Genomic DNA, 25,405 nt, shown 5'->3' with positions numbered 1-25,405 from the left:
TTAACCAGACGCCCGTGCCGCTATCGCGCGCCAGGGATCGGGCCGCGTCGACGACGCGTCCGGGCGCTACCCGTCGTCGGCTCCGGTCTCCGGCCAACGCCGTATCCCCCGCCGCGCTCCGGTATCGCCCAGTCGCGCGCGGATCTTCTCGAGCTCCGCGCGCGCCGGTGGCGGCGGGGCGGGCCGGTCGGCCTCGGCACGCTCCGGCTCCGGTCGCATCGCCTCGGATTCGGCGAGCCAGCCCGAGGCCTCGCACCATACGGTCCGGCGGTTCGGTTCACCGCGCAGCAGCAGGCCGCCGTATTCCGGGGCGATGCGCATCGCCGACCCCAGATGCTGCAGGCACCGCGCGATCCCGAGGGCGTGATCGAGTTCCCGGTACCGGGTCAGGGCCCGCTGCCAGTACCGCAGCGCCCGGCGCGGCTCGCCCCGGATCCACCACAGCACCCCCAGCGTCTCGTGCACCTGCGCCAAACCCGCGGGGTCACGGCCGTCGCGCGCGAGAGATTCGGCGACCGCCAGCCGGTTTCGCGCCACGTCGACCCGGCCCTGATGCAGATGCACCACCGACAGATCGATCAGGATGCCCACCTCTCCGGCGACATCTTTGCGCGGCAACAGCTTCCACGCGCGTTCCAGCAGCTTCTCCGCGCCCGCGAACCGGTCGCGGTCCGGCTCCGCCGACGGCCCGCCCGGTCGCCGACGGCTGTCGGCCAGCGCCCACCCCAGTGCCCGCAGCGCGTCGCGCTGGGCGCGGCGCGCCGAAAGTCCGGCGTGATACCGGTGCAGCCGGGTCACCGACGGACCGGAATCGTGCCGTGCGGCGCGGATCTCGGCGAGTTCGTGTTCGACCGCGAATTCGCCGGACCGGGCCGACCGCGAGGACTCGATGATCGTCGCGATGTCCTCGGCCACACCGTTTCTCGCCGCACTCCACCCGTTGCGGGCGTACCACACGTCCAGGGCGTCGGCGATCTCGACCAGCTCGGGTATCCCGCCTGGTAGCGAACCCCCGGCCGCCAGCGCCCGGCACCCCGACAGCACCCCGCGCAGTTGGTGCTCTTCCTGTTCGAACCAGCGGCGCGCGCCCCCGCCGAGCCGGACGCTGTCGAGTGCGACGGCCCACCGGCGGGCGCGATCGGCATGGTGGCGGACGAGCGCGGGCACCGCGGCCCGCCATTCGTTCCCCTCGACGAGATCCGCGTCCGGCGCCTCGGGCGGCGGATCGCGCAGCACCACGACCCGGTCCCGTTCGGCCCGGCGCAGCACGCCCGCCGCCGTCAACTGCTCGAGGACGCCCTGTGCGGAGCTGCCGTCGGGCTGCACCCGCATCGGGAGCCGCACCGCCACCGTCACCATGGCCGACACCATCTCGTAGAGCGCCGCCGCCTCGTACTCGTCGAAGGGCAGCTGCCGCAGCACCGCCCACACCACGGCATCCACCGGGCCCAGACGGACCTCGTGCGGCGAATCGACGGGCTCGGAACGTCCCGGCGCGACATCCGGCCCCGGGGGCACGAGGTCGGCCGTGAGCTGGATCTCCCGGTCCACGCGCCAGCGCCTGCGTTTCTCCGCCAGCCAGCGCCACGCCAGATATCCCACGGCCAGCGCGACGATCAGTGCCGCCACCCGGCTCAGCCACGACGACACCGAGGCCAGCATCCGGCTCTCATCCACCCAGCTCTCCAGCAGCTTGCTCAGCACCTCCAGCAGAATGGACGTGGCGATCACCGAGGCGCCGCCCAGAAATCCCTGCCACGCGGACGATTTCGCGATCACGTCCAGCGACGACTCGGCGCCCGCGCGCCGATCCGCGGCGCCGTCCGGTCCCGAGAAGGTCGTCATCGCAGCACTCCCCCGGTCAGGCCGGGCACCAGCAAGCGGCGCCAGGTGAGCAGGACGAGCACGACCGGCGGCAGCGCGGCCAGCAGGGCCCCGGCCGCCAAATGCGCCACGCTCTCATGGAATTGCCGCGCCTCGCTCCACAGCAGCAGCGACCACGGGCTCGCGCCCGCGCCGCCGACGAGCTGCCCGATGAAGAAGTCGTTCCAGATCTGTACCATCTCCAGCACCCCGACCGCGCCCACGGCGGGGCCCGCGGTCGTGAGCGCGCGGCGGGCCGCGAACGGCATCGGCACCAGCCCGCGCCGCGCATCGGCGATGGGGCTGTCCTCCGGCGCCAGCAGCGCTCCGCGCAGGATCAGGATCGCGATCGGCAGACCGATGGAGGCATGCGCCAAGATCAGCGGCATCGAGGTTCCGGCCAGGCTGTTGTCCTCGATGAACGCCCGGATCGGCCCGGCGTAGACCTGCGCGGGCAACGCCGCCAGTACCACCAGAATCGCCACTGCGACACGCGATCTCGGCTCCTTCGGCGGCAACGATGCCGCATAGAAGGCCGGTGGCAGCGCGGCGGTCACGGTCAGCAGTGTCGCCACGATCGTCACGGTGGCGGTCGTCCACAGTGCGCGCCACAACTCGCCGTCGTGCCACACCGCGCGGGGGCCGGTGAACGCCGGTCCGTCCATTCCGGTCCAACTCGCGACGATCAGGACCATCACCGGCGACAGCATCAGCAGCGACACCAGCCCGACCCGGGTGAACAGCCACAGCATCCGCGGGCCGGGGCGGCCCCGCGCCGGGAGCAACGGCAGGCGCACGGGCACCGCGCGCGCCGCCGGAACCGCCCAGCGGGTCCGATGTCTGCGCACCCCGGCCTGCAGGACCCATGCCCCCAATCCCACGACCACCGCCAGCGGCAGCGAATAGGCCGCCGCGGCAGCGCGATTCGTCGGATCGTCGACGGTGAGGCGCCACCAGTACACGGTGGAGCTGTCCAGGGCGTACTGCTGTGACGCCGGAACGGCGACGAGCACGACATCGAACACCCGGGCCGCGGCCACCGCCATCACCAGACCGAGGATCAGCAGCACCGGATTCACCAGGTGTGCCAGGCGTTTCACCCACCGCCCCCAGCCGCGCCAGTCCACCCGCGGCGGTCGCCATGCCGGAGGCTCGCCGAGGAAGCCCCGCCGGACCGGATCGGTCTCCACGGCGTCGGCGGCGGTGCGCAACAGCACGAACACCGCGCCGAACCACGACCAGACGAACGTGACGACCAGCATCAGGAAGTACAGGACCTGCTGCAGCACAACGCTTTCCGTCGAGTTCACCAGCGGCTCGGAGGCCAGCCGAAACGCCAGCCCGGCCACGAACGCCGACACCGCGAACGGCACGATCAGCGGCCACCACGGCCACCATGTCCGGCGCCACGCCCACGCGAACCCGAGTGCGACGACCAGTATCCCCGCGGCGACCACCACCCAGCCCAGCGTCCACGCGTACGCGCGGGCGCCGTCCGCGCCGAGCGCGTCCGCCAGGGCCACGACCGCGGCCACGATCCCCGCTACCGGAATCACCACCGGCCCGGGCCATCGCGTCCGCCGGTCGCGGCCCGGGAACCACACGAACGCCAGTGCGGCGGCCGCGAACAGCGCACTGTACAGCGCGAACCCGTCGTGGCGCGGATCGAGCACACCGATCGTCGCGCTCGGTGCGGCCATCGCGACGATCCACAGGGAGAGTTCTCCGCGCCGACCTCGCGGCGACCCCGACGCGACGGCCTCGTCGCCGATGACGCTGGGCCCGGCCGGTTCTCGCGATGCGCGCCCCGCCCCCTCGATCGGGCGCGGCCGCGCCCGCCGGATCCGGGCGAGCAGCAACCCCGCCACCAGGAACTCCGCGCACCACGCCGCGACCACGCGACCGCTCTCGCTGCCGCACGCCAGCACGACGGTGGCCACGGCCGGGGCCACCAGCATCGTCGCCAGCAACGCCAGCGCGGGCAGCTGGACCGCGGCCGCCGTCAGGCCGCTCAGATTCCGGCCGCCGATGACGGGTCCCGCCATCCGGCGGGTGGCCAGTTCCAATTCCAGCCCGTGCGCCCGGATCGTGTATATCGCCGTCTCGGGTTGCGGCGCACCGCCTTTCGGCCCGGTCATCGCAGGCTCCGCTCGAAGGCGCTCAGGCCCGCGAGCGCCGTCCGGGTCGCCTCCTCGATCCGCCCCGGTGCGCGATATCCCACGTCTACCAGGAAGTTCGTCAGGACCCGCCAGAGGCCGTTGCGACGTCCGAGCGGGCCCAGCCAGTCCGCGAATCCGAAGACGTCCCATGTGTTCATCTGCCCGGCAACGTCTTCGAAGATCCCCGCGTATGAGGCCGGGGCCTCGGTCTCCCCGGTCGGTGCCACGAATCCGCCGTATCGGGTGATCCACGGCAGCGGCGCACTCGGCGCGGCCAGGGCGGCGACCAGGTCCTCGGCGCGCGCCTTGGCGTTCGTGGTGACCACCATGACATCCCCGCCGCCGATCCGTGGCGCCGGATACTCGCGGCCGAACGCCGGGAAGCCCATCACCCCGACGCAGGCGTCCGACCGGCCGGTGCGGCGAAGACTGTGCCGCACAACGGGTTCGGCGAAGTCCGGAGCGACCACCATCGCGGCACGCCGGTGCAGGAACACGTCGCGCACCGAATCCGCGAACTGCCGCCGCAGCGTCTCCGCCACCCGGCCCGCGAACGCGTCCGGGTGGCCCCACACCAGCCCGAGCATGCCGAAGGTCGCGCGCACGCCCGGCCTGTCCCACTCCCTCGTAGGCGTCGGACCCGTGGCGACCGGTGGTTTCACCAGATCCTCGTAGTCCAGGGGCGCCATGGTGCGCAGCACGTTCGCGAACATGTCGGTGAGCACCCACCCGTCGGCGGCGCCGAGTGCGAACAGCCGACGCTCGCCGCGCGCGAACGAGCCGATCCGATCCGGCCAGTCCGACAGCATCCAGGTGCGCGGGGAGTCGTTGGCCCCGAACGCATCCCGGTCGTACCAGACCAGCGATTTGTTCGAGGCTTTGAACGGGACCCCGTACTGGCCGGTGGCGTCGGTGCCGGGAATCCGGTACCGCAGCAAATCCCACCATTGCGGGCGATAGCGTGGCTTCCCGTCCGGTGTCAGCCACAGCGATTGACCGACCGCCCGCAGCCGGGTACCGGCGAGTTCGCGCACCTGCCCGGCCTCCGGGAGCATCACGACGTCCGGGGCGTCGCGTCCGCCCGCATGGAGCGCGGTGTCGACATCATCGCCGAGCGGGACGACATCGACCCGGTAGGGGTATGCCGAAACGTTCGGCCTCGGCTCGCGGATCCCCTCCAGCACCGCCCGGAACGCGGCCAGCTCGGTTCCGCTCCACGGCACCGCGATCCGCACCACGTCGGGCCGGTCGCGAAACACTCCCGGCGCGCAGGCCGCCAGCAAAGGAGCGAGTGCCCCCGCCCGCAGTACCGCTCGTCGCGTCGCCATCGTCCCCCGAAACCGCGTCGGTGCAGTCGGTGTGTGAACCCCTAGACCGGCCCCTACGGACCGGTCACCCGGAACATCGTCTCGACCGCGTCGGCGTTACCGCCCCTGCGGGAACTCCGGCGGCTGCCACGGCCGGTGCTCGCCGGTTCCGGGCTGATAGGGCTGGGACGCCTCCGGCTGGACGGGCGGGAACGGGGGCCGACCGCCCGAGCCCTGCGGCGGCAGGTTACGCGAAGGAACCGGCGGCACAGGAGATTCCACCGGGGTTGCCGCCGCGGCCTCCGCCGCGCGCACCGCCCGCTCGGCCGCCGGGTCGGTCTTCATGTCGAACCAGTCGGCCACATCTTCGGAGTCGTCCTCCGGGCGCGGCCCGGCCTCCCCGTCGGGGGTCGGCTCGTAGCGGAAGATGCCGTCCTCGCCCTGGGTGCCGAAATTGCGCGCGAAGCCCTCGAGCGCCTTGCCGAAATCGCTCGGCACCATCCACACCTTGTTGGCGTCGCCCTTGGCCACCAGCGGCAGCGTCTGCATGTACTGGTACGCAAGCAGTTCCGGCGTCGGCTTGCCGGACTTGATTGCGGCGAAGACCTTTTCGATCGCCTTGGCCTGACCCTGTGCCTGCAGGTAGGCGCCGGCGCGCTCACCCTGGGCGCGCAGGATGCGGCTCTGCCGATCGCCCTCGGCGCCGAGGATCGCCGACTGCTTGGAGCCCTCCGCCGCGAGAATCTGCGCCTGCTTGGCGCCCTCGGCGGACTTGATCTGGGCCTCCCGGTTACCTTCCGCGGTCAGGATCATCGCCCGCTTCTCGCGGTCGGCCTTCATCTGCTTCTCCATCGACTCCTGAATCGACGGAGGCGGATCGATGGCCTTCAGCTCCACGCGCGCCACCCGCAGGCCCCAGCGGCCGGTCGCCTCGTCGAGGACGCCGCGCAACTGCGAGTTGATCTGGTCGCGGGAGGTCAGGGTGTCCTCCAGGGTCATGCCGCCGACCACGTTGCGCAGCGTGGTGATGGTCAGCTGCTCCACCGCGGCGATGTAGTTGCTGATCTCGTACACCGCGGCCTGCGGGCTGGTGACCTGGAAGTACACCACCGAGTCGATCTGCACGGTCAGGTTGTCCTGGGTGATCACCGGCTGCGGCGGGAACGACACCACCCGTTCGCGCAGGTCCACCTTCGCCCGGATGCGATCGGCGAAGGGCACCAGGAACGTCAGCTGGCCGGACACGGTACGCGAGTACCGGCCCAGGCGCTCGATGACCGCGGCCTCGGCCTGCGGCACCAGCGCGATCGATTTGAACACCACCACCACGACCAACAAGACGAGGACGGCGGCGACGATCAGTACGGCCATTACGGTCCCTTCCACACGACGGCGTGCGCACCGTCGATCTTCATCACTTGGACGGTCTCACCCTCGGCATACTCTTCACCGGCATTGAGCGGGCGCGCGCTCCACACCTCGCCGCCGATCTTGACCCGCCCGGTGTGCTCGTTCACCCGCTCGAGCACGTGCGCGGATTTGCCCGGCAGGGCGTCGGCGTTCGTCGGCGTGGGCGGCGGAGTTCCGAAGCGCCGCAACAGCACCGGCCGCACCACGAGCATCAGCACGAGCGAGCTGACGCCGAAGACGATCGCGTCGACCAGCACGGACGTGCCCGCCAGCCCCGACACACCGGCCGTCGCGAGCGCGGCCGTACCCAACATGAGCAGCGTGAAATCACCGGTCAGCATCTCGGCGGCCGCGAGCAGGATCCCCGCGACCAGCCACACTATTGCGGCCACGCCTTCACTCTAATGGTCACCGCCGTGCGATGAAGGGATACACACGCAACATGTGATCCCCGCGAGTCCCTGGGCAACCCGATGAGCACCTCCGCCACGCGAGCGGGTACTGAACCAGGACCGGTGACCAACTCGCTTGGCGTTCAACCGTTATCGCCCCTCGACCGGCGAGCGCGAGGGCGACGGCCGGAACACCGGAGGCGGCGCCGGAACCCACCCAGTATTTTCGAGCGGGTGAGTGCGCAGAACTATGGGGATATCTTCGCCGGACACGACCGCGCCCGGAAGCGGCCGGTGCCACGGGTACCCGCCGAGCCGGAACTCGTCGTCGAGGATGCCGCGACCGGATTCTGCGGCGCCGTGGTCGGTTTCGATCGCAGCTACGACGGCGAGTTCGTGAAGCTGGAGGACCGCCACGGCAAGGTGCGGCTGTTCGCGATGCGGGAGGCGGCGTTCCTCATCGACGGGCAGCCGGTCACCCTCGTCCGCCCCGCGGTCGCCGCGCCGAAGCAGCCGACTCGCTCCGCGTCCGGGTCCACGCGGGTGGCGGGGTTGCGGGCGCGGGTGGCGCGCACCAGCCGGATCTGGGTCGAGGGCGTGCACGACGCGGCGCTGGTCGAGCGGGTGTGGGGGCACGATCTGAGGGTGGAGGGTGTGGTCGTCGAACATCTGGAGGGCCTGGACAATCTCGCCGAGCGGCTCACCGAGTTCGAACCGGGGCCGGGACGGCGCGTCGGCGTGCTGGTCGATCACCTGGTCACCGGTTCCAAGGAGTCGGGCCTGACCACCGGCCTCGGCGCGCACGTGCTGGTGACCGGCCACCCCTATGTCGACGTCTGGCAGGCGGTGCGCCCGGATGCGGTCGGCATCCGGGCCTGGCCACAGGTCCCGCGCGGGGAGGACTGGAAGACCGGCGTCTGCCGCCGACTCGGCTGGGGCACGCCGAAGGAGGGATGGCGCCGGGTGTACAACGCCGTCGACTCCTTCCGCGACCTCGAGGCCCCGCTGATCGGCGCCGTCGAGCGCCTGATCGATTTCGTCACCGAGCCGGGGCAGGACTGACCCCGGCGATCAGGACGGCGGTGTGTAGACCATGAAGCGGTTGCCGTCGGCGTCGAGGACGTGCGCGAAGACCAGGCCGTCGGGGGTGCGGACCGCCGGGACCAGCACCTTGCCGCCCAGCGCCACGGCGCGGTCGCAGGTCGCCGCGACATCGCGGACCACGACGCCGAAGACGGCGTGTCCGTCGTCGGTCTGCGCGATGCCGCCGCTGGGGACCTGCTCGCCCGCATAACTGGCCAGGTGGTACCGGTCGCCGCTGCCCGGGTCGGTGCGGAATGTCCAGCCGAACAGCTCGCCGTAGAAGCGCTGGGCCGCACCGGGATCGGAACTACCGACCTGGAACCACGCCACGCGGTCGAATTCGGATGCCATTCGATCTCTCTCCTCTGCCTCCTGCGCGGCCGGATCGCCGCGCACCTCCAGCTTCGAGGCCCCACGCGACAGCCCTATGTCGGTGTTTTCTCGATCTCCTCCAGCCGCAGTGCGCGCGCGACGCACCCACGGGGCAGATCGTCGAGTTCTCGCCGCGGTCGGACCGCGGTGACGAAGTCGGCGGTCTCCGCCGACATGATCCGATCCAGCCGGAACACCCGGGTCTCCTCACGCAGGCGGCACCAGCCGGCCAGGTACCAGCCCTCGATGCCGCAGACCAGCCGGTCCGGCTCGACGACCCGGGCCGTCACGACGCCGGACCGGTCCACGTAGCTCATGACGATCGCGCGCCCGCGCTGCACCGCCTGCCGGACCACCCCCGCGAACGGGGCGACCACCGGCTCCTCGTCCCGCTCCAGCAGCCGCACCCGGTCCGCCAGCGCCCGCGCCGCCCCCGCCGACTCGGCGGGCAGGGCGGCCAGGATCTTCGCCAGGGCGCCGGCGCCGGCGGCATCGAACGGCGTGCCGCGCATCCGCTGCAGCGCCACCCCGATGGCGACCACCTCGGCGGGTGAGAAGTTCAACGGCGGCAACGACATTCGCTTATCGATGGCGTAGCCGCCGGACCGTCCGACATCGGCGTGGATCGGCACCCCGGATTGCTGCAGCGCGGCGATATCGCGTTCGATGGTGCGCACGCTGACCTCGTGGCGCGCGGCCAGCTCCCGCGCCGTGCGCCGCCGCGGCGCCACCGCGCGCAGGTCCTCCACCAGTGCGTACAGCCGATCGGTGCGATTCACCTGTGCTCCCTGTGCCTCGGATGCGAGCAGGATATCGGCCACCACCGACACGGTGGGCAGGCAATTACCCAGTTATGCTCGAAACATGTGTTCTCCCAGTGCGACGCTGACGGTGTGGGCCGGTTCCTGGCTCGCCGGGCACAGCGCGCCCGATGACGTTCTGGACGCACTGCGCGCCTGGGCGCCGCAGCACGGTGTCGCGGCGGGCGATCCGGTCACCGGAGGCCGCACCGGCCTGCCGTGGCCGAGCGCCGAGCCGCTCGCCCACGGCACGGGAATCATGATGCTGCTCAAGGTGATCCGCGAGGCTCTCGACGATCCGCGCGCGCACCTGCGGCTGCTGCTGCCCGTCGCCGGAGATGCGCGCGGTCTCCCGCCGGGTACCGAATTCGGCACGGCCGCAATGGAAGCGGAAGAGGGCATCCTCGTCGGCGTACCCGGCGACGAGGGCGTCGGACTGGTGCCGCGGTGGACCGACGACGACACCCTGCAGTGGACCGTCTACCACGCGCCGGTCCCGCATCCGGTGCCGGATATGGCGCTCGGCGAGGCGGAATACGCGATGCGCCAAGCGGTCCGCGACGCCGCCGACGCGCTGATGCAGCTGCAGACCACCGGTATCGGCGCCGAGGATATGGATCCGCGGGAAATGGTCGAGGCCGAGCTGGCCGACTACTCGCGCCACATCTACCCGGATTCGGCCCCGCTGCGCGCCCGGCGCATCCTCGACACCGCCGACCACGTGGCCGCGATCCTCGCCGTGGCCCAGCAGGCCCCGGCCTCCTCCCCCGCCTCGGCCAGCGCGATGCACGCGCAGGAGAAGCTGCTGCGGCCGCTGTGGGACGTCATTCGCGCCGCCCGGCTCACCGCCGTGCACGCCGCCGCCGGGGCGCGCTGAGCGGCCGGATCACGTCGTCCGCGGGGCGGCTCCCGCGCCCGGGGCCGAATTCTCGTTGCGCAGCCAGCGGTCGATGCAGTCGAGCAGCTCCCCCGGGTCCACGGGCTTGGTGATGTAGTCGCTGGCGCCGGAGGCCAGGCTCTTCTCGCGGTCGCCGGACATCGCCTTGGCGGTGACCATGATGATCGGCAGCCGGTCGAAATGCGCCATCGTGCGGATCTTCGCGGTCGTGGTGTAGCCGTCCATCTCCGGCATCATCACATCCATCAGGATCACGTCCACGTCCGGGCGGTCACGCAACTCCTCGATTCCTTTGCGCCCGTTCGGCACATGCACCACCGACATGCCGTTCAGCTCGAGGATCTCGGCGATGGCCAGGACATTGCGCGCGTCGTCGTCGACGAGGAGCACCCGCCGCCCCCGCAGCCGGGGATAGCCGGTGCGCCGCGCGGGCGCGCTCGTCCCGGTGCGGTGCGACTGGGTGAGCAGCAGCAGGAACCGTTCCTGGAACTCCTCGGGCTCGGCCAGCAGCTCGACGCCGTGATTGCGCGCGGTCGCCTCGGTCACCCGGCGCTGGTCCGGATTCAGCGCGCGCACCGGATGCGCCAGCAGCGCAACCCTTTCCGGCTCCGCACCGGCCCGCACCCCGCCCAGGAACTCCGGCGTGAACACCCCCAGTCGGCTGGCGTCCATCAGCACGCATGAATACGCGCCGCAGGCCAGCACCTCGAGCGCCTCGTCGGGAGTTCCGACGGATTCGATGTGGATCGGCCCCGTCGTCTCGGCGAGTTCGGCGACCACCGTGGATACCAGCCCGGTCAGGGGACGCTCGTCCTGAGCCTCCACCACCAGCACCGACCGCGCCGTCGACCGGACCCGCGCCCGCGGCTCCGGGGTCTCCGGATGCGGCCGGACCGGCAGGTACAGCGTGAAGGTGCTGCCCTGGCCGAGGCGGCTCTCGGCGCGGATCTCGCCGCCCAGCAGGTTGGCCACCTGGCGGCTGATGGACAGGCCCAGCCCGGTGCCGCCGTAGCGGCGGCTGGTGGTGCCGTCGGCCTGCTGGAACGCGCCGAAGATGGTCTCCAGGTTCTGCTCGGCGATCCCGATTCCCGTGTCCGCCACCGAGAATGCCACCTGGCCGTCCTCGTGCGTCACGCTGAGCCGGACCTGCCCCCGCTCGGTGAACTTCACCGCGTTCGACAGCAGATTGCGCAGCACCTGGCGCAGCCGCTGCTCGTCGGTGGTGACGTGGGTCGGCACGCCGGGGGCGACGTCGATATCGAAGGCCAGGCCCTTCTGGTTGGTCAGTGGCCGGAACGTGGTCTGCACATATCCCAGCAGCTGCCGCATCGGGACCGGTTCGGTGCGGATGTCCATCTTTCCGGCCTCGACCTTGGACAGGTCCAGGATGTCGTCGATCAGCTGCTGCAGGTCCTTGCCCGCGGACTGGATCACCCGCGCGAACTCCACCTGTTTCTCGGTCAGGTTCCGGGAGGCGTTCTGCTCGAGCACACCGGCCAACATGAGCAGGCTGGTCAGCGGCGTGCGCAGCTCGTGCGACATATTGGCGAGGAATTCCGACTTGTACTTCGAGGCCAGCGCCAGCTGTTGGGCGCGTTCCTCGATCTCCTGGCGCGCCTGCTCGATCTCGAAATTCTTCATCTCGATATCGCGGTTCTGCCGGACCAGCAGTTCGGCCTTCTCCTCGAGCGCGGCATTGGACTGCTGCAGTTGCCCGGCGAGCCGCTGCGACTCATCCAGCAGCGCGTCGGTGCGGGCGTTGGCCATGATCGTGTTGACGTTGACGCCGATGCTCTCCATCAGCTGTTCCAGGAAGTCGCGCTGCACGGCGGTGAACCGGCCGAAGGAGGCCAGCTCGATCACGCCGAGCACCTGGTCCTCGAAGACGATGGGCAGCACGATCAGGCTGGTCGCGGCCGCCGAGCCGAGTCCGGAGGACACCCGCACGTAGTCCAGCGGGGTCTGCTCGACCACGATCGCCTGCTTGGTCCGCGCCACCTGACCCACCAGCGACTGCCCGAGCTCGAATTCGGTCCCGTCCTCGTTGCGCCCGTATCCGGCGATCAGCCGCAGCCGCCCCCGCTCGCCGCTGTCCATGAAGAAGAACGCGCCGTACTGCGCGCCGACCAGCGGGGTGACCTGGTCCATGATCAGCTGCGCGACGGCGTTGAGATCCCGGTGGCCCTGCAGCCGCCCGGAGATCCGGGCCAGGTTGGTGTTGAGCCACGCCTGTTCCTCGTTGGTGCGGGTGGTCTCGCGCAGCGAGCGCACCATGGCGTTGATGTTGTTCTTCAACTCCGCCACCTCGCCGTTCGCCTCGACCGCGATCGAGCGGGTGAGGTCGCCGGTGGCGACGGCGCTGGTGACCTCGGCGATGGCGCGGACCTGCCGGGTCAGGTTGCCCGCCAGCTCGTTGACGTTCTCGGTCAACCGCTTCCAGGTGCCCGAGACGCCCTCCACCTCGGCCTGCCCGCCCAGCTGGCCCTCCTTGCCCACCTCGCGCGCCACGCGGGTGACCTCCGCCGCGAACGACGAGAGGGTGTCGACCATCGTGTTGATGGTGGTCTTGAGCTCCAGGATCTCGCCGCGGGCGTCGACGTCGATCTTCTGCGACAGATCGCCCCGCGCCACCGCGGTGGTGACCTGGGCGATGGAGCGCACCTGGCCGGTCAGGTTGCCCGCCATCGAGTTCACGTTGTCGGTCAGGCTCTTCCAGGTGCCCGCGACGTTCGGCACCCGGGCCTGGCCGCCGAGCCTGCCCTCGGTGCCGACCTCGCGCGCCACCCGGGTGACCTCGTCGGCGAAGGCCGACAGGGTGTCGACCATGGTGTTGATGGTCTGCGCGAGCGCGGCCACCTCGCCCTTGGCCTCGACCGTGATCTTCTGCGACAGATCGCCTTTCGCCACCGCCGTGGCGACCTGCGCGATCGACCGGACCTGATCGGTGAGGTTGTCGGCCATCACGTTCACCGACTCGGTCAGGCCCTTCCACGTTCCCGACACGCCCTTCACATCGGCCTGCCCGCCCAGCCGCCCCTTGGTGCCGACCTCGCGCGCCACCCGGGTGACCTCGTCGGCGAACGACGAGAGCGTGTCGACCATCGTGTTGATGGTCTCCTTCAGCTCCAGAATCTCACCGCGCGCGTCCACCCGGATCTTCTGCGACAGATCGCCTTTCGCCACCGCGGTGGTCACCTCCGCGATGGAACGGACCTGATCGGTCAGATTCGCCGCCATCACGTTCACCGACTCGGTCAGGCCCTTCCACGTCCCCGACACCCCCTGCACATCGGCCTGGCCGCCCAGCCGCCCGTCGGTGCCGACCTCCCGGGCCACCCGGGTCACCTCGTCGGCGAACGACGACAGCTGATCCACCATCGTGTTGATGGTGTTCTTCAACTCCAGGATCTCACCGCGCGCGTCGACCGTGATCTTCTGCGACAGATCGCCTTTCGCCACCGCCGTGGCGACCTGCGCGATGGAACGGACCTGATCGGTCAGATTCGCCGCCATGAAGTTCACCGATTCGGTCAGGCCCTTCCAGGTGCCGGAGGCGCCGAGCACCTGGGCCTGGCCGCCCAGCCGCCCGTCGGTGCCGACCTCCCGGGCCACCCGGGTCACCTCGTCGGCGAAGGCCGACAGCTGGTCCACCATCGTGTTGATGGTGTTCTTCAGCTCCAGGATCTCACCGCGCGCGTCGACCGTGATCTTCTGCGACAGATCGCCTTTGGCGACCGCGGTGGTCACCTCGGCGATGGAGCGCACCTGCGCGGTGAGATTCCCGGCCATGATGTTCACCGATTCGGTGAGGTCACGCCAGGTGCCCGAGACGCCCGGCACCCGCGCCTGGCCGCCCAGCCGCCCCTCGCTGCCCACCTCGCGCGCGACGCGGGTCACCTCGTCGGCGAAGGCCGACAGCTGGTCCACCATCGTGTTGATGGTGTTCTTCAGCTCCAGCAGCTCACCCTTCACGTCCACCGTGATCTGCTGCGACAGATCGCCCTGCGCCACCGCCGTGGCGACCCCCGCGATATCGCGCACCTGGGCGGTGAGATTGTCGGCCATGGCGTTCACCGAGTCGGTGAGGTCCTTCCAGGTGCCCGACAGGCCCGGCACCGAGGCCTGGCCGCCGAGCTTGCCGTCGGTGCCCACCTCGCGCGCCACCCGGGTGACCTCGGTGGTGAACAGCGCCAGCTGATCGATCATGCCGTTGAACACGATCGCTATCTCGTCCAGCACCGGATCGCCCACCTGCGGCAGCGAATGGCGGAAGTCGCCGTCGCGCACCGCCTTGAGCCCGTTCAGCAACGGTTGCAGGCGTTCGTCGTTGCCGCTCACCCGTTCGGCGGTGTCCTGGACCATGGTCGGCCTGCCTTCACCCGGAGTTCGTCGTTCATCAGCTGCCGATCACTGCCTGAGATCGACATCGAAGCAGTCGTGACCCGCGGCGACCCGGCGGATGACGGCCAGCAGGTCCTCGAACAGCCCCGTCTTGAGCATCAGCCCGGCGCCGCCCGCCGCGATCACGCGCTCCAGCATGGACCGGTCCGCGTATCCGGTGAACACCAGCACCCGGACGTCCGGGGCCACCTCGCGCAGCCGCGCGATGGCCTCGATGCCATCTCCATCCCGTAGCCGGCGGTCCAGCAGGATCACGTGCGGGCGGGTGCGTTGCGCCGCGGTGATCGTGTCCGCGACCGATCCGGTCCGCTCGACGATCTCGATATCGTCGACGAGTTCGAACGCGGAGTCCAATGCCACGGCCACCATCGGGTGGTCTTCGGCCACCAGCAGCCGCAGCGCCCCGTCCCCCATATCGGATGGCATGCACGAAGTCTAAGGCGGTGCCGGGCGGTTGCCCCGGCGTTTGACGAAGAAGTCCCAGGTCACCTGCCCACCGGACGGTTTCTTCCCCCACCCCGGACGGGTCGGACCGTCCAGTACGCCTACGGGCGTTTCTCCACGATCCGCTCGCTGTCGCCCGCCTTCCAGATCACGACCTCCATGCAGCCGTCGCCGATCTCGACCGCCGAGGCGCCGGTGATATCCGCGACGTAGAACGGATCGAACTTGCGGCCGCGCAGATCGAACCCGATGTCCTCGAACAGCGCCTCGGCGAAGCGCTGGTGCAACGCCTCGTCCTGCAGGTTGCGCACGACGCCGAACAGTTTCGCGTCTCCGTCGCCGACGTGCGTGTCGACCGTCGCCGTGTGCAGGCAGAAGCGCGGATCCCGGTGCAGGTCCTTGAATTTCGTCGTTTCCGGCATGCCCACCACCAGCAGCTCGCCCTCGAACATCCGCGGCTCCATCGGGCTGATCCGGGGATATCCGTCCGAGCGGGTGGTGGCCAGCATGCACAGGTTCCCGGTCGCCGCGTGGCGGCGCGCGAAGATCGAGGCGATCCGCGGCGCCCGCGTTGGTGAACTCGTCCCAGCTGGTCATCTCCTCACGGTAGGCCGCCGCACCGACAATCCGGGCCCGATCACACCGCTCGCGACATTCGGGTTGCCGACGGTATGCCCAACCCCCGGGTCAGCGTTCGCCCACCGCCATCGGATCTCCGCCCGGCGATCCCCCGGTCGACGGTGAATCGGACAAATCGGATATCCTTACTGTCGTCATTCCGGCTCGGACAACGGGCGGACCGACGTAGGCTGACCGCATCCGACCGGTCGCGACGACGTGGGGCTCGCGCGCGGCCGAGGGAGCCATGATCAGTGATGAGGGACCTGATGACCGCGCCGGATCCGAACCTGCCGCCTTCGACCGTCGTATCCGCGGACGGCACGACCATCGCCTATCTGACCGTCGGGGCGGGGCCCGCGGTCGTCGTCGTACCCGGCGCGCTGTCGGTTGCCGACGGATATCTGGACTTCGCCCGCGCGCTGGGCGGGCACTTCACCGTGCATGTGCTGGAGCGGCGCGGGCGCGGCGGCAGCGGGCCGCAGGGCGCCGACTACAGCATCGATAAGGAACGCGAGGACCTGCTCGCCGTCGCCGACAAGACCGGCGCGCACCTACTGGTCGGGCACAGCTACGGCGGGCTGATCGTGCTCGAGACCGCCCGCAACTGCCCGGAGATCCGCAAGATCGCCGTCTACGAGCCCGGCCTGTCCATCGACGGGTCGCTGCCCATCGGCTGGATGCCCGCGTACGAGCGAAAACTCATGCAGCACAAGCCGTTCGACGCGTTCGTCGAATTCGTCCAGGCGACGGGACCCGAGTCGGCCCGCCGGGCGCCGCGCTGGCTCATGCGCCGGATGCTGCCGCTGTTCATGCAGGCCCCGGAGCGGCAGGTGGTGATCGGCCTGCTCGAGGAGAATCTGGCCGAGCACCGCGAGATCGCCCGCCTGAACAACACCTACCCGCACTACCGGGCGATCGAGGCGGAGGTGCTGTTCCTGCAGGGCGGCAAGGACCACGCCGCGCAGTCCGATATCGACCGCGCCACACTCGAATACGTCATCCCGCGCTGCACCGGCCACCTGTTCCCCGACCTGGACCACTTCGGGCTCGACAAGCGGGACCCCGAGCGGGTGGCAGGCGTCATCGCCACCTTCTTCTCCGAATAGCCGCCCGCCCGGTCATCACTCCTGCGCGGGCGGACCGCGAATCAGGCTGTGCGGCGGGGTGGTTCGCAGCAGCCCTCCGCGCAGTAGGCCCCGTTGACGGTGCAGCCGTAACCCGGCACGGCGCCGAGACGCCGAGCAGCACCGCCCGCCACGTGCTCCTGCACCAGTTCGGCGATCAGCCGGGCGAAACGCGGATCCGAGCCGGGGGTACCCGCCCGGGCGAAGGCCATGCCCAGCTCGGCGGCCTTCTCCCGCGCCTCGTTGTCGAGATCCCAGATCACCTCCAGGTGATCGGAGACGAATCCGACCGGGCACACCACCACGGCGTCGACTCCCTCGGCCGACAGCGCTTCCAGATGGTCGACGATATCCGGCTCCAGCCACGGCACCTGCGGCGGTCCCGAGCGCGACTGCCACACGACGTCGAAATCGTCGAATCCCGTTGCGGCGGCGCACAGTCGGGCGGCGTCTACGACCTGACGGCTGTACAGGTGACCACCGTCGCCCGGCGGTCCCGCGGCCACGTCGGCGGAACTGGGGATCGAATGCGCGGTGAACACCAGCCGCACCCGGTCCCGCCGGTCCTGCGGAATCTGCCGCACCGCGGTGTGAATCGCCGCGCCGAACGCCTCGACCAGCAGCGGATGGTCGAAGTACTGCCGCAGCTTCACCAGCTCCGGCGCCCGCTCACCCGCCGCCGACCGCGCCCGCGCGATGTCCTCGTCGTACTGGCGGCAGCCCGAGTACCCGCCCCACGCCGAGGTGGGGAACACCAGCGCCGAACCGATGCCGTCGGCCCGCATCCGCGCCACCGTGTCCTCCACCATCGGATGCCAGTTGCGGTTGCCGAAGTAGACCGGCAATTCGATTCCGCGCCGGGCGAACTCGGCCTCCGCCTCGGCGATGATGTCGCGGTTGAGGGCGTTGATCGGCGAGACGCCGCCGAAGTGGAGATAGTGCTGCGCGACCTCTTCCAGCCGCTCCCGGGGCACGCCGCGACCGCGAGTGACGTTCTCCAGGAACGGCATGACGTCCTCCGGGCGCTCCGGGCCCCCGAAGGACAGCACCAGCAGTGCGTCGTAGGTCATGCCCACCTCAGTTCGAGGGGAAGTTCTCCGGGAACCAGGTGTTGTGGCTGGCCCCGCCGTCGACGTAGATGATCGAACCCGTGGTGCCGGGCAGCCAGTCCGACAGCAGGGTGACGATCGACTTCGCCACCACGGTCGGGTCGTCGACATCCCAGCCGATCGGCGACGCGCCGTCCCAGTAGGTGTTGAGCATCGTCAGCTGCTTGGCATCGTCGGTGGCGGTGCCGGCGATCGCCTTGGCGGCCAGGGTCTTGATCGGACCGGCGGCGATCAGGTTCGAGCGAATCCGCTTGGCCTCGCCCACTTCTCGCGCCACGTACCGGTTCACCGATTCCAGCGCGGCCTTGGCCACGCCCATCCAGTTGTAGTACGGCAGCGCGGTGCGCGGGTCGAAGTCCATGCCGACGAGCGAACCGCCCTCGTTCATCACCGGCAGCACGGCCCGCGCCAGCGACGCGTAACTCCACGCCGAGATCTCGAACGACTTGGCCGCGTCGGGACCCGGTCCGTCCAGGAACGGCTTGGCCTCCGGGCCCATCAGCGTGCGCGGAGCGAACGCGATCGAGTGCAGTACGCCGTCGACGCCCTCCGGGGCGAGTTCGCGCACCTTGTCCGGCAGGGCGGCCAGGTCGTCCTCGCTGGTGACATCGAGGCCGATGGCCGGAGCGATCTCCTGCGGGAGCCGCTTGGCGATGCGGTCGATCAGCCGCAGCCGCTCCGGGATACCGGTGATGATCACCTTCGCGCCCTGCTCCTGCGCCACCTTGGCGGCGTGGAAGGCGATGGACGAATCGGTGATGATGCCGGTGATGAGGACGGTCTTGCCTTCGAGCAATCCGGCTGTGTTGATTGTTCGCTCGCTGCGCTCGCTCATAACGTGTGAGGTCTCCTCGTGATGGGTTGGGGGTTCGTGCGGGAGAAGCTCAGTGCCCCAGGCCCAAACCGCCGTCGACCGGGATGATCGCGCCGCTGATGTACTGGGCTCCGTCGGAGGCGACGAAGCTGACGGCGGCAGCGACATCATCCGTGTGGCCCATCCGGCCGGCCGGGATCAGCTTGAGCGCCTGCTCGCGCATTTCCTCGGTCATATCTTCCCGGGTCATATCGGTGTCGATCAGCCCCGGCGCGATGACATTCGCCGTGATATTGCGCGACCCGATTTCGCGGGTGATCGCGCGGGCCATGCCGACCAGCCCCGCCTTCGCGGCCGCGTAGTTCACCTGGCCCGGCGCACCCATCTGCCCGACGACCGACCCCAGGAAGATGATCCGCCCGAACCGCGCCCGCAGCATGGCTCGGTTGGCCCGCTTGGCACACCGCCACGCGCCGGTGAGGTTGGCGTCGATGACGCGGGTGAACTGCTCCTCGCTCATCCGCATCAGCAACGTGTTGTCCACGATCCCGGCGTTCGCCACCAGCACCTCGACGGGCCCTTGGTGCGCCTCCACCTCGCTGAATGCCTCATCGATCGAATCGGTATCCGTCACATCGCATTTCACGCCGAACAACCCGTCCGGCACCCCCGACCCGCGATGCGTGACCGCCACCTTGTGCCCGTCGGCGGCGAGTCGCTGGGCGACCGCGAGGCCGATGCCGCGGTTGCCGCCCGTCACCAGAACCGACCGGGATGTGAAGTTCGACATGGGTGTAAACCTATCTGTTCGAGTTCAGCTGTCGTGCTCGGGCTGCGCGGTACCCGCTTATGGCAGACGTTGACGATAGACCAGCCCGCCCACGACGCCCGCGGTGGTGATGAGCAGACCGAGCAGCAGCCAGGGGCGGCTGGCGTCGCCCATCTGCATCTCGAAGCCGATCTGCTTGTCCAGCGTGTCGTAGACGGCGTTGAGTTCTTCCAGGGAGGACGCGGTATAGAAGTCGCCGCCGGAGATGTTGGCGATCTCGCGCAGCGACTCGTCGTCGACCGGCACCGGAACCCGTTGGGCCCCCTTGCCGTCCTTGTCCGGGATCTCCACCGAACCCCAAGACGTGCCGAAGGAGATCGTCGACACCGGGATGCCCTTCTGCTTGGCCATCCGCGCCGCGACGAAGGCGTGCCGGGGATTGTCGATGTCCTTGTCGTCCGGGACGGTCTGCTTGCCGTCGGACATCAGCACGATGCGGGCGGGCGGCGGGGTCTCCGCGCCGCCGAGCACCGAGGCGAGCGTGTCGATGGCCTGCATGGCGCTGTAGATGCCCTCGCCGGTGGCGGTGCGCTCGGCCAGCTTCATGTTCTGGATGGCGGCCTTCACGGCCTCGCGGTTGGTGGTCGGCGATACCTGCACGGAGGCCGTGCCCGCGTAGGTCACCAGTCCGAGATTGATTCCGGGAGTGAGACCTTCGGCGAAATCGCTGGCCGACTTCTTGGCCACCTGGACGCGCGAGGGCGTCACGTCGGTCGCCTCCATCGACAGCGATACGTCGATCACCATCATCACCGTGGCGCGGTTGCGGGGCACCTTCTTGGCCGCCTGCGGCCCGGCCGCGGCGATCGTCAGCAGCACCAGGCCGACCAACATCAGCGCCACCGGCACATGCCGCCAGCCGCTGGGCCGCTTGGGCGCGACCCGCTCCAGCGTCTCCATGTTGGCGAAGCGGAGCAGATGCCGCTTGCGGCGCTGCTGCACGACCACGTACAGCAGCGCCACGGCGGCGACGACGAGCAGGAACGCCAGCCACCCGGCGGCGTTGAAATGCGAAATGCTCACTGTCGAGGGACCTGTCCGGTCGGGGCGCCGAAGGTGTGGCGCCGGGTGGACACGAACCGGACGACGTCGGCGATCCAATCCCGATCGGTGCGCAGCGTCAGCACCGGCGCACCGGAGCTGCGCAGCGCCTGCTCGACCTGACCCCGATGCAGCTCCGCGGCGCGTGCGAAATCGCTTCGCAGCGCGGGGGTTACGGAGAATTCGCGAGTCCGGCCGGTCTCGGGATCGTGCAGTACCACGTCGCCCACGTCGGGCAGGTCCAGATCCAGCGGATCCAGCACCTCCACCCCGAGCAGATCGTGGCGGCCGGAGATGGCGCGCAGCGAGCGCTGCCAGTCGATATCGCCGAGGAAGTCCGAAATCACCACGGCCATACCGCGTTTGCGCTGCGGGCGGCGCAGCGATTCGATCGCCCCGCGCAGGTCGCCGCGCACGCCGTCGGCCGCGTGCGGTGTGGTGGCGATGCTGCGCAGCATCGCCTGGGCGTGTACTCGCCCCGTGCGGGCCGGAATCCGTACCAGCCGTTCGCCATTGGCCACGACGGCGCCGATCCGGTTGCCGCCGCCGCTGGTCAGATACGTGACCGCCGCCGCGGCGGCCACCACGAGATCCCGCTTCTGGCACAGCGCGGTGCCGAAGTCCAGGCTGGCCGACAGATCGACCACGAGCCAGGTCTCCAGTTCCCGGTCGGCGATCATCTGCCGCACGTGCGGGTGCGTGGTGCGGGCGGTGACCGACCAGTCCATCTGGCGCACATCGTCACCCGGCTGATACAGCCGCGCGTCGCCGGGCTCGGACCCCGGGCCCGGTATGAGGCCCTGGTGATCGCCGTGCAGAACGCCGTCGAGGCGGCGGCGCACGGTCAGCTCCAGGGTCTTCAGCGCCGCCTTCAGCCGCGGGTCGTCGATCTGACCGGAACGAAAAGACGGCGGGGCCGGATTTCCCTTGCTGGACGGTACATTCGCTGACATCGTCACTGGGGCAACCGAATCCGATGCTCCGTTCACGGATGCTGCGGCTGACCGGCCTGCTGGCCGTTCGGCGCGGGCGGCTGCGGGGCGCCCTGGGGCTGCGGCGCGCCCTGCGGGGGCACCGGGGGCATCGGGGCGGGCGGCTGGCCCGGTGCGGGCGCGTTGGCCTGCGGCGCCACCTGCGGCAGGCCGACCGTCTGCAGCACCCGGCGGATCACGTCGTCGGGGCTGACCTCGTCGGCCAGTGCGTCGTAGGACAGCACCAGGCGATGGCGCAGCACATCCGGCACCACCTCCACCACGTCCTGCGGGACGACGTAGTCGCGGCCGCGGATCAGCGCCACCGCGCGGGCGGCGGCAATGATGCCCAGGCTGGCGCGCGGCGACGCGCCGTAGGCGATCCACCCGGCGACATCCTCCAGCCCGAACTCGGCGGGCTTGCGGGTCGCGGAGATCACGCGCACCACGTAGTCGACCAGCGCGTGGTGCACGAAGGTGTTCGAGGCCAGCTTCTGCAGCCGGATCAGCTCGGCGGGCTCGAGAATCTGCTTGGGCTCCGGCGGGGTGACGCCCATCCGGTAGATGATCTCGCGCTCCTCCTCGACCGAGGGGTAGTCGACGACCACCTTGAACAGGAAGCGGTCGCGCTGCGCCTCGGGCAGCGGGTACACGCCCTCGCTCTCGATCGGGTTCTGGGTGGCCATCACCAGGAAGGGATCGGGCATCGGGAAGGTCTTGCCGCCGATCGACACGTGCCGCTCGGCCATCACCTCGAGCAGCGCCGACTGCACCTTGGCGGGCGCGCGGTTGATCTCGTCGGCGAGCACGAAGTTGGCGACCACCGGGCCCAGCTCGGTGTCGAACTCCTCGCGGCCCTGCCGGTAGATGCGGGTACCGACGAGGTCGGTGGGCACCAGGTCGGGGGTGAACTGCACGCGGGAGAAGGTGCCGCCGACGACCCGGGCGAAGGTCTCCACCGCGAGTGTCTTGGCGATGCCGGGCACGCCCTCGAGCAGCACGTGCCCGCGCGCCAGCACGCCGACGAGCAACCGTTCCACCAGGCGATCCTGCCCGACGATCACTCGTTTGACTTCGTAGATCGCCTTCTCCAGGGTCTGGACATCGCGCTCGAGGGTGTCGGGTGCCGGCGCGTCCTTCGCCGGATTCACCGTGCTCACACCATCAGTCGAAGTCACAAACATCCCCGCTTTCGCCTAGTCCGGCCCCGTGAGGCTCGCGCTGCACATGTGGTTCACCCGTGTTCCCCACCACTATTCCAGGTTTGCCATCGTCCCCCAACGCAGGCAGGGGATTACGGCCCGTCCGCGTCGCCGCGGCGCGTCACGCGACACGCGCAACACGGTGAACCCTAACGCAAACGCCCGGCTCCCCGCCTGAGAGGAGGCTGGGAGTCGTTATGTCAGCAGGCGCACCGCGTACGGCATGATGCCCCCTTCGCGCACCGGCGAAACCTTGACCACGTCGCCGGATTCGGGCGCCTCGACCATTTTGCCGTCGCCCAGGTAGAGCGCCACGTGCTCGCTGCCGTTGGCCCCCCAGAACAGCATGTCGCCGCGTTCGCGCTCGGCCACGGGCACCCGCGTGCCCATGGTGTACTGATAGCCGCTGTAGTGCGGCATCGAGATGCCGACACCGGCGAAGGCGTAGATCATCAGCCCCGAGCAGTCGAAGCCGACCTTGTCGAAATCGCCGTAGCTGTCGGCGACGCCGCCGTCGCGGATGCCCAGCGTCGGCCCGTTCTCGTCGCCGCCGCCCCACGAGTAGGTGACACCCAGCTGCGACATCGCGCGGTCCACCACCGTCTCGATGAGCTGGGTGCGGCTGCCGGACGGGCGGCTCGGCCGATTCGGCATGGCGGCGCGCGGCGGGGGTGCGTTGTGGAGCTGGGCGTGCGGGCGTTTACCCGCCCCCGCCCGCGTGGCGGCGTCGTGCGCCGCCTGATCGGCGCCCGCCCGCGCCGCAGCGGCGGCCGCCGCGGCCTGGGCGGCGGCCTCCTCCGCCAGACGCTGCTGGTCCCAGGCGAGAAACGCCTCGCGCTGACCCTGCAGCCCGGCCACCCGCTGCCGCGCCGCGTCCAGCCGCTGCTGGGCCGAATCCCGTTGCCGCGACACCGCATTGCGCCGTGCGGACTGCTGTTCCTGTGCGGCCTTGGCAGCGCTGACCGCCTGTTGCGCCTCGACCTTCTTCTGCTCCGCCGCCGCCGCGGCGGCATCGGCGGTCTGTTTGGCCTGCCGCGCGATCGAATCGCGGTTGGCCTGTTCGACCTGCGCCCGGCGTAATCGCTGCAGCGCGTCCTGCCGGGACTTCGACGCGATGCCGAGCAGCTGCGCACGGTCGAGCGCGGTCGCCGGATCGGCCCCGGAGAGCACGTTCACCAGCGACCCGGTGCCGGGCTGGGTGTAGGCCTCGACGGCGAACCTATCGAACTCGGTGCGCGCCTGGTCCACCTTGGCGCCCGCGTCGGCGAGGTCGCGGCGGCTCGCCTCGACGGCCGCCGCGGCGGCGTCCGCCTCCGCGCGGGCGGCCTGCAGGTCGACCAGCGCCTTGTTCACGGCCTCGCGCTTCCGGGCGACCTCGGTGTCGAGCTCCTGCAGCTGCTGCTCCGCCACGGCGACCTCGTTGATCAGGCCGCTCACCTCGGTGACGCCCGCGTCCACCTGCCCGTTGGCACCGGCGATGTCACCGTCGCTCGGATTGGGCGGGGGCGGGGGCGCCGCACCGGCCAGCGGAACCGACATCGATACCGCGACCGCGCACAACAGCAACCCCAGAGCGACCTTGATCGAGTTCCCCTGCCGGTTCGACCCAGCCACTCGCGCACCTCCCTGCATCCCGCTCCGCTCCCGGGAAACCGAGGTTCACCGGGACTGCGCCGGGCGACCGGTCACCTGCATCGCCTCATGAACCTCAGCCGACCCCTTCATCCCACCGGCCGCTCTAAGGCTCTTCCGACACTTCTTCCCCATGCGTGTCATTCGAAACCGTACGGCACTTCTCTCACTGAGGAAACACAGGAAACGGAATGCCAGCAGTGTAATTTACGGGTAGCTGCACAATAGCTTGACGTGCGTCGAGTTTCGACGACGAAAACAGACCGGACGCATGTCAGGTCGGCCGGGAAGGGCAGGCGGGAAGGTCAGGCCGGGACGCGGGCGGCCCTTCGGGCCTTGATCCAGTACAGTCCGCCGACGATCAGCACGATTCCGGCCAGCAGGGCGAGGGTGGCCGTCGTGAACGACACCTGCTCCGGGGCCTCGAGGCGGTCGACGAAGACGCGGGCCGCCGTCGAGGTGTGCTCGGGGCCGTGGTACTTGGCGCCGTCCTCCGCCTTCTCCAGCCGGGCGCGCGGGATGGAGTCGCTGTACGTGCCGACCCATTCGTCGCTGAACACCGCGACGGTGCCGTGCTCGGACTTGCCGACCTCGGTGGCCAGGTCGCGCAGATCCGAATCGCGGCCGGGCTGGCCCTGAATCACCACGATGCTCAGCGGAATGCCGTGCTCGCGAGCGTCCCCGGCGATCTCCGCCAGCTCCGCCTGCTTCTTGTTCTTCGGCGCGGCGACGTGGTTGTCGGCCAGATCCGTCAGGATCGCGTGCAGATCGGTATCGGGCGGCAACGCCCCGACTTTGGGCGTGAGAACCGAGGTGTAAAAGACGGTCATCTTCCATCCGGTCTGTCGAGCCGCCCAGGGGGCGACGGCATCCAACACTCTTCAGGCGATCAGCATGCTGACGACGCACGCCGGATCCGACTACTCCGACGGG

The 25,405-nt window shown here is 70.1% G+C and carries 20 protein-coding genes and 1 pseudogene; 3 read left to right on the top strand and 18 right to left on the bottom strand.

The window, feature by feature from the left end; translation table 11 throughout:
- Window positions 1-66: 66 nt before the first annotated feature.
- The 5 genes from ACYVLQ_RS30580 to ACYVLQ_RS30560 form a co-directional block, all read right to left on the bottom strand.
- A complete protein-coding gene (locus ACYVLQ_RS30580; RefSeq protein WP_460700999.1) occupies window positions 67-1,845 on the bottom strand; it encodes a tetratricopeptide repeat protein in 1,779 nt (592 codons plus the stop codon).
- Entirely contained in the window at window positions 1,842-4,001 is a 2,160-nt protein-coding gene (locus ACYVLQ_RS30575; RefSeq protein ID WP_460700998.1) for an ABC transporter permease family protein, read from the bottom strand. Before ACYVLQ_RS30575 ends, ACYVLQ_RS30580 begins: the two co-directional genes overlap by 4 nt.
- The gene (locus ACYVLQ_RS30570) at window positions 3,998-5,350 is read right to left on the bottom strand and encodes an ABC transporter substrate-binding protein (protein WP_460700997.1); all 1,353 of its coding nucleotides are present in this window, start codon (window positions 5,348-5,350) and stop codon (window positions 3,998-4,000) included. Before ACYVLQ_RS30570 ends, ACYVLQ_RS30575 begins: the two co-directional genes overlap by 4 nt.
- Before the next feature lie 96 nt (window positions 5,351-5,446).
- The gene (locus tag ACYVLQ_RS30565) at window positions 5,447-6,700 is read right to left on the bottom strand and encodes an SPFH domain-containing protein (protein WP_460700996.1); all 1,254 of its coding nucleotides are present in this window, start codon (window positions 6,698-6,700) and stop codon (window positions 5,447-5,449) included.
- Window positions 6,700-7,131: an NfeD family protein gene (locus tag ACYVLQ_RS30560; RefSeq protein WP_460700995.1), complete on the bottom strand. Its 432-nt coding sequence runs from the start codon at window positions 7,129-7,131 to the stop codon at window positions 6,700-6,702. Before ACYVLQ_RS30560 ends, ACYVLQ_RS30565 begins: the two co-directional genes overlap by 1 nt.
- A gap of 234 nt (window positions 7,132-7,365) precedes the next feature.
- On the opposite strand from ACYVLQ_RS30560, the gene ACYVLQ_RS30555 reads away from it, so the two are divergent.
- Window positions 7,366-8,193, top strand: a complete 828-nt coding sequence (locus tag ACYVLQ_RS30555) for a DUF3097 domain-containing protein (RefSeq protein WP_460700994.1) — start codon at window positions 7,366-7,368, stop codon at window positions 8,191-8,193.
- A gap of 9 nt (window positions 8,194-8,202) precedes the next feature.
- Here ACYVLQ_RS30555 and ACYVLQ_RS30550 read toward each other — a convergent pair whose 3' ends face one another.
- Entirely contained in the window at window positions 8,203-8,565 is a 363-nt protein-coding gene (locus ACYVLQ_RS30550) for a VOC family protein (RefSeq protein WP_460700993.1), read from the bottom strand.
- A gap of 74 nt (window positions 8,566-8,639) precedes the next feature.
- On the bottom strand, window positions 8,640-9,365 hold the full coding sequence (locus ACYVLQ_RS30545) for a helix-turn-helix transcriptional regulator (protein WP_460700992.1): 726 nt from the start codon (window positions 9,363-9,365) through the stop codon (window positions 8,640-8,642).
- A gap of 85 nt (window positions 9,366-9,450) precedes the next feature.
- Between ACYVLQ_RS30545 and ACYVLQ_RS30540 the strand changes: the two genes are divergently transcribed.
- The gene (locus tag ACYVLQ_RS30540; RefSeq protein WP_460700991.1) at window positions 9,451-10,263 is read left to right on the top strand and encodes a hypothetical protein; all 813 of its coding nucleotides are present in this window, start codon (window positions 9,451-9,453) and stop codon (window positions 10,261-10,263) included.
- A 9-nt stretch (window positions 10,264-10,272) separates the two neighbouring features.
- Here the strand turns inward: ACYVLQ_RS30540 and ACYVLQ_RS30535 are convergent, their stop codons facing one another.
- From ACYVLQ_RS30535 to ACYVLQ_RS30525, 3 genes and pseudogenes are all read right to left on the bottom strand, one after another.
- Window positions 10,273-14,646 (bottom strand): HAMP domain-containing protein, encoded by a 4,374-nt coding sequence (locus tag ACYVLQ_RS30535; protein ID WP_460700990.1) that lies wholly within the window; start codon window positions 14,644-14,646, stop codon window positions 10,273-10,275.
- A gap of 45 nt (window positions 14,647-14,691) precedes the next feature.
- The gene (locus ACYVLQ_RS30530; RefSeq protein ID WP_460700989.1) at window positions 14,692-15,111 is read right to left on the bottom strand and encodes a response regulator; all 420 of its coding nucleotides are present in this window, start codon (window positions 15,109-15,111) and stop codon (window positions 14,692-14,694) included.
- Window positions 15,112-15,230: 119 nt separating this feature from the next.
- Window positions 15,231-15,726, bottom strand: a pseudogene (locus ACYVLQ_RS30525) (pyridoxamine 5'-phosphate oxidase family protein).
- 278 nt (window positions 15,727-16,004) lie between these two features.
- On the opposite strand from ACYVLQ_RS30525, the gene ACYVLQ_RS30520 reads away from it, so the two are divergent.
- Window positions 16,005-16,856 (top strand): alpha/beta fold hydrolase, encoded by an 852-nt coding sequence (locus tag ACYVLQ_RS30520; protein ID WP_460700988.1) that lies wholly within the window; start codon window positions 16,005-16,007, stop codon window positions 16,854-16,856.
- A gap of 41 nt (window positions 16,857-16,897) precedes the next feature.
- Here ACYVLQ_RS30520 and ACYVLQ_RS30515 read toward each other — a convergent pair whose 3' ends face one another.
- From ACYVLQ_RS30515 to ACYVLQ_RS30480, 8 genes are all read right to left on the bottom strand, one after another.
- Window positions 16,898-17,944: a ferrochelatase gene (locus ACYVLQ_RS30515; RefSeq protein WP_460700987.1), complete on the bottom strand. Its 1,047-nt coding sequence runs from the start codon at window positions 17,942-17,944 to the stop codon at window positions 16,898-16,900.
- Window positions 17,945-17,951: 7 nt separating this feature from the next.
- Window positions 17,952-18,818 (bottom strand): NADH-dependent enoyl-ACP reductase InhA, encoded by an 867-nt coding sequence (gene inhA, locus ACYVLQ_RS30510; protein WP_460700986.1) that lies wholly within the window; start codon window positions 18,816-18,818, stop codon window positions 17,952-17,954.
- Between the two features lie 49 nt (window positions 18,819-18,867).
- Window positions 18,868-19,587, bottom strand: a complete 720-nt coding sequence (gene fabG1, locus ACYVLQ_RS30505) for a 3-oxoacyl-ACP reductase FabG1 (RefSeq protein ID WP_460700985.1) — start codon at window positions 19,585-19,587, stop codon at window positions 18,868-18,870.
- Between the two features lie 57 nt (window positions 19,588-19,644).
- Window positions 19,645-20,649: a VWA domain-containing protein gene (locus ACYVLQ_RS30500; protein WP_460700984.1), complete on the bottom strand. Its 1,005-nt coding sequence runs from the start codon at window positions 20,647-20,649 to the stop codon at window positions 19,645-19,647.
- Entirely contained in the window at window positions 20,646-21,620 is a 975-nt protein-coding gene (locus ACYVLQ_RS30495; RefSeq protein WP_460700983.1) for a DUF58 domain-containing protein, read from the bottom strand. The genes ACYVLQ_RS30500 and ACYVLQ_RS30495 overlap by 4 nt, the downstream gene beginning before the upstream one ends.
- 32 nt (window positions 21,621-21,652) lie before the next feature.
- The gene (locus tag ACYVLQ_RS30490) at window positions 21,653-22,822 is read right to left on the bottom strand and encodes an AAA family ATPase (protein WP_460700982.1); all 1,170 of its coding nucleotides are present in this window, start codon (window positions 22,820-22,822) and stop codon (window positions 21,653-21,655) included.
- A gap of 213 nt (window positions 22,823-23,035) precedes the next feature.
- On the bottom strand, window positions 23,036-24,472 hold the full coding sequence (locus ACYVLQ_RS30485; RefSeq protein WP_460700981.1) for an NlpC/P60 family protein: 1,437 nt from the start codon (window positions 24,470-24,472) through the stop codon (window positions 23,036-23,038).
- A 305-nt stretch (window positions 24,473-24,777) separates the two neighbouring features.
- Window positions 24,778-25,302, bottom strand: coding sequence for an Rv1476 family membrane protein (locus tag ACYVLQ_RS30480; protein ID WP_460700980.1), 525 nt, complete (start codon window positions 25,300-25,302; stop codon window positions 24,778-24,780).
- Between the last annotated feature and the right edge of the window lie 103 nt (window positions 25,303-25,405).

The sequence above is a fragment of the Nocardia thraciensis genome, from assembly GCF_054782435.1.
The sequence above is the reverse complement of the archived record's forward strand: the minus strand, read 5'-3'. Positions and strand labels throughout refer to the sequence as shown.

Coding starts and splice junctions, on each gene's coding strand:
- fabG1 (WP_460700985.1), bottom strand. CDS start 19,587: ATGTCGAACTTCACATCCCGGTCGGTTCTGGTGACGGGCGGCAACCGC.
- ACYVLQ_RS30490 (WP_460700982.1), bottom strand. CDS start 22,822: ATGTTTGTGACTTCGACTGATGGTGTGAGCACGGTGAATCCGGCGAAG.
- ACYVLQ_RS30540 (WP_460700991.1), top strand. CDS start 9,451: ATGTGTTCTCCCAGTGCGACGCTGACGGTGTGGGCCGGTTCCTGGCTC.
- ACYVLQ_RS30495 (WP_460700983.1), bottom strand. CDS start 21,620: ATGTCAGCGAATGTACCGTCCAGCAAGGGAAATCCGGCCCCGCCGTCT.
- ACYVLQ_RS30520 (WP_460700988.1), top strand. CDS start 16,005: ATGAGGGACCTGATGACCGCGCCGGATCCGAACCTGCCGCCTTCGACC.
- inhA (WP_460700986.1), bottom strand. CDS start 18,818: ATGAGCGAGCGCAGCGAGCGAACAATCAACACAGCCGGATTGCTCGAA.
- ACYVLQ_RS30575 (WP_460700998.1), bottom strand. CDS start 4,001: ATGACCGGGCCGAAAGGCGGTGCGCCGCAACCCGAGACGGCGATATAC.
- ACYVLQ_RS30535 (WP_460700990.1), bottom strand. CDS start 14,646: ATGGTCCAGGACACCGCCGAACGGGTGAGCGGCAACGACGAACGCCTG.
- ACYVLQ_RS30565 (WP_460700996.1), bottom strand. CDS start 6,700: ATGGCCGTACTGATCGTCGCCGCCGTCCTCGTCTTGTTGGTCGTGGTG.
- ACYVLQ_RS30580 (WP_460700999.1), bottom strand. CDS start 1,845: ATGACGACCTTCTCGGGACCGGACGGCGCCGCGGATCGGCGCGCGGGC.
- ACYVLQ_RS30515 (WP_460700987.1), bottom strand. CDS start 17,944: ATGACCTACGACGCACTGCTGGTGCTGTCCTTCGGGGGCCCGGAGCGC.
- ACYVLQ_RS30530 (WP_460700989.1), bottom strand. CDS start 15,111: ATGCCATCCGATATGGGGGACGGGGCGCTGCGGCTGCTGGTGGCCGAA.
- ACYVLQ_RS30480 (WP_460700980.1), bottom strand. CDS start 25,302: ATGACCGTCTTTTACACCTCGGTTCTCACGCCCAAAGTCGGGGCGTTG.
- ACYVLQ_RS30570 (WP_460700997.1), bottom strand. CDS start 5,350: ATGGCGACGCGACGAGCGGTACTGCGGGCGGGGGCACTCGCTCCTTTG.
- ACYVLQ_RS30550 (WP_460700993.1), bottom strand. CDS start 8,565: ATGGCATCCGAATTCGACCGCGTGGCGTGGTTCCAGGTCGGTAGTTCC.
- ACYVLQ_RS30485 (WP_460700981.1), bottom strand. CDS start 24,472: ATGCAGGGAGGTGCGCGAGTGGCTGGGTCGAACCGGCAGGGGAACTCG.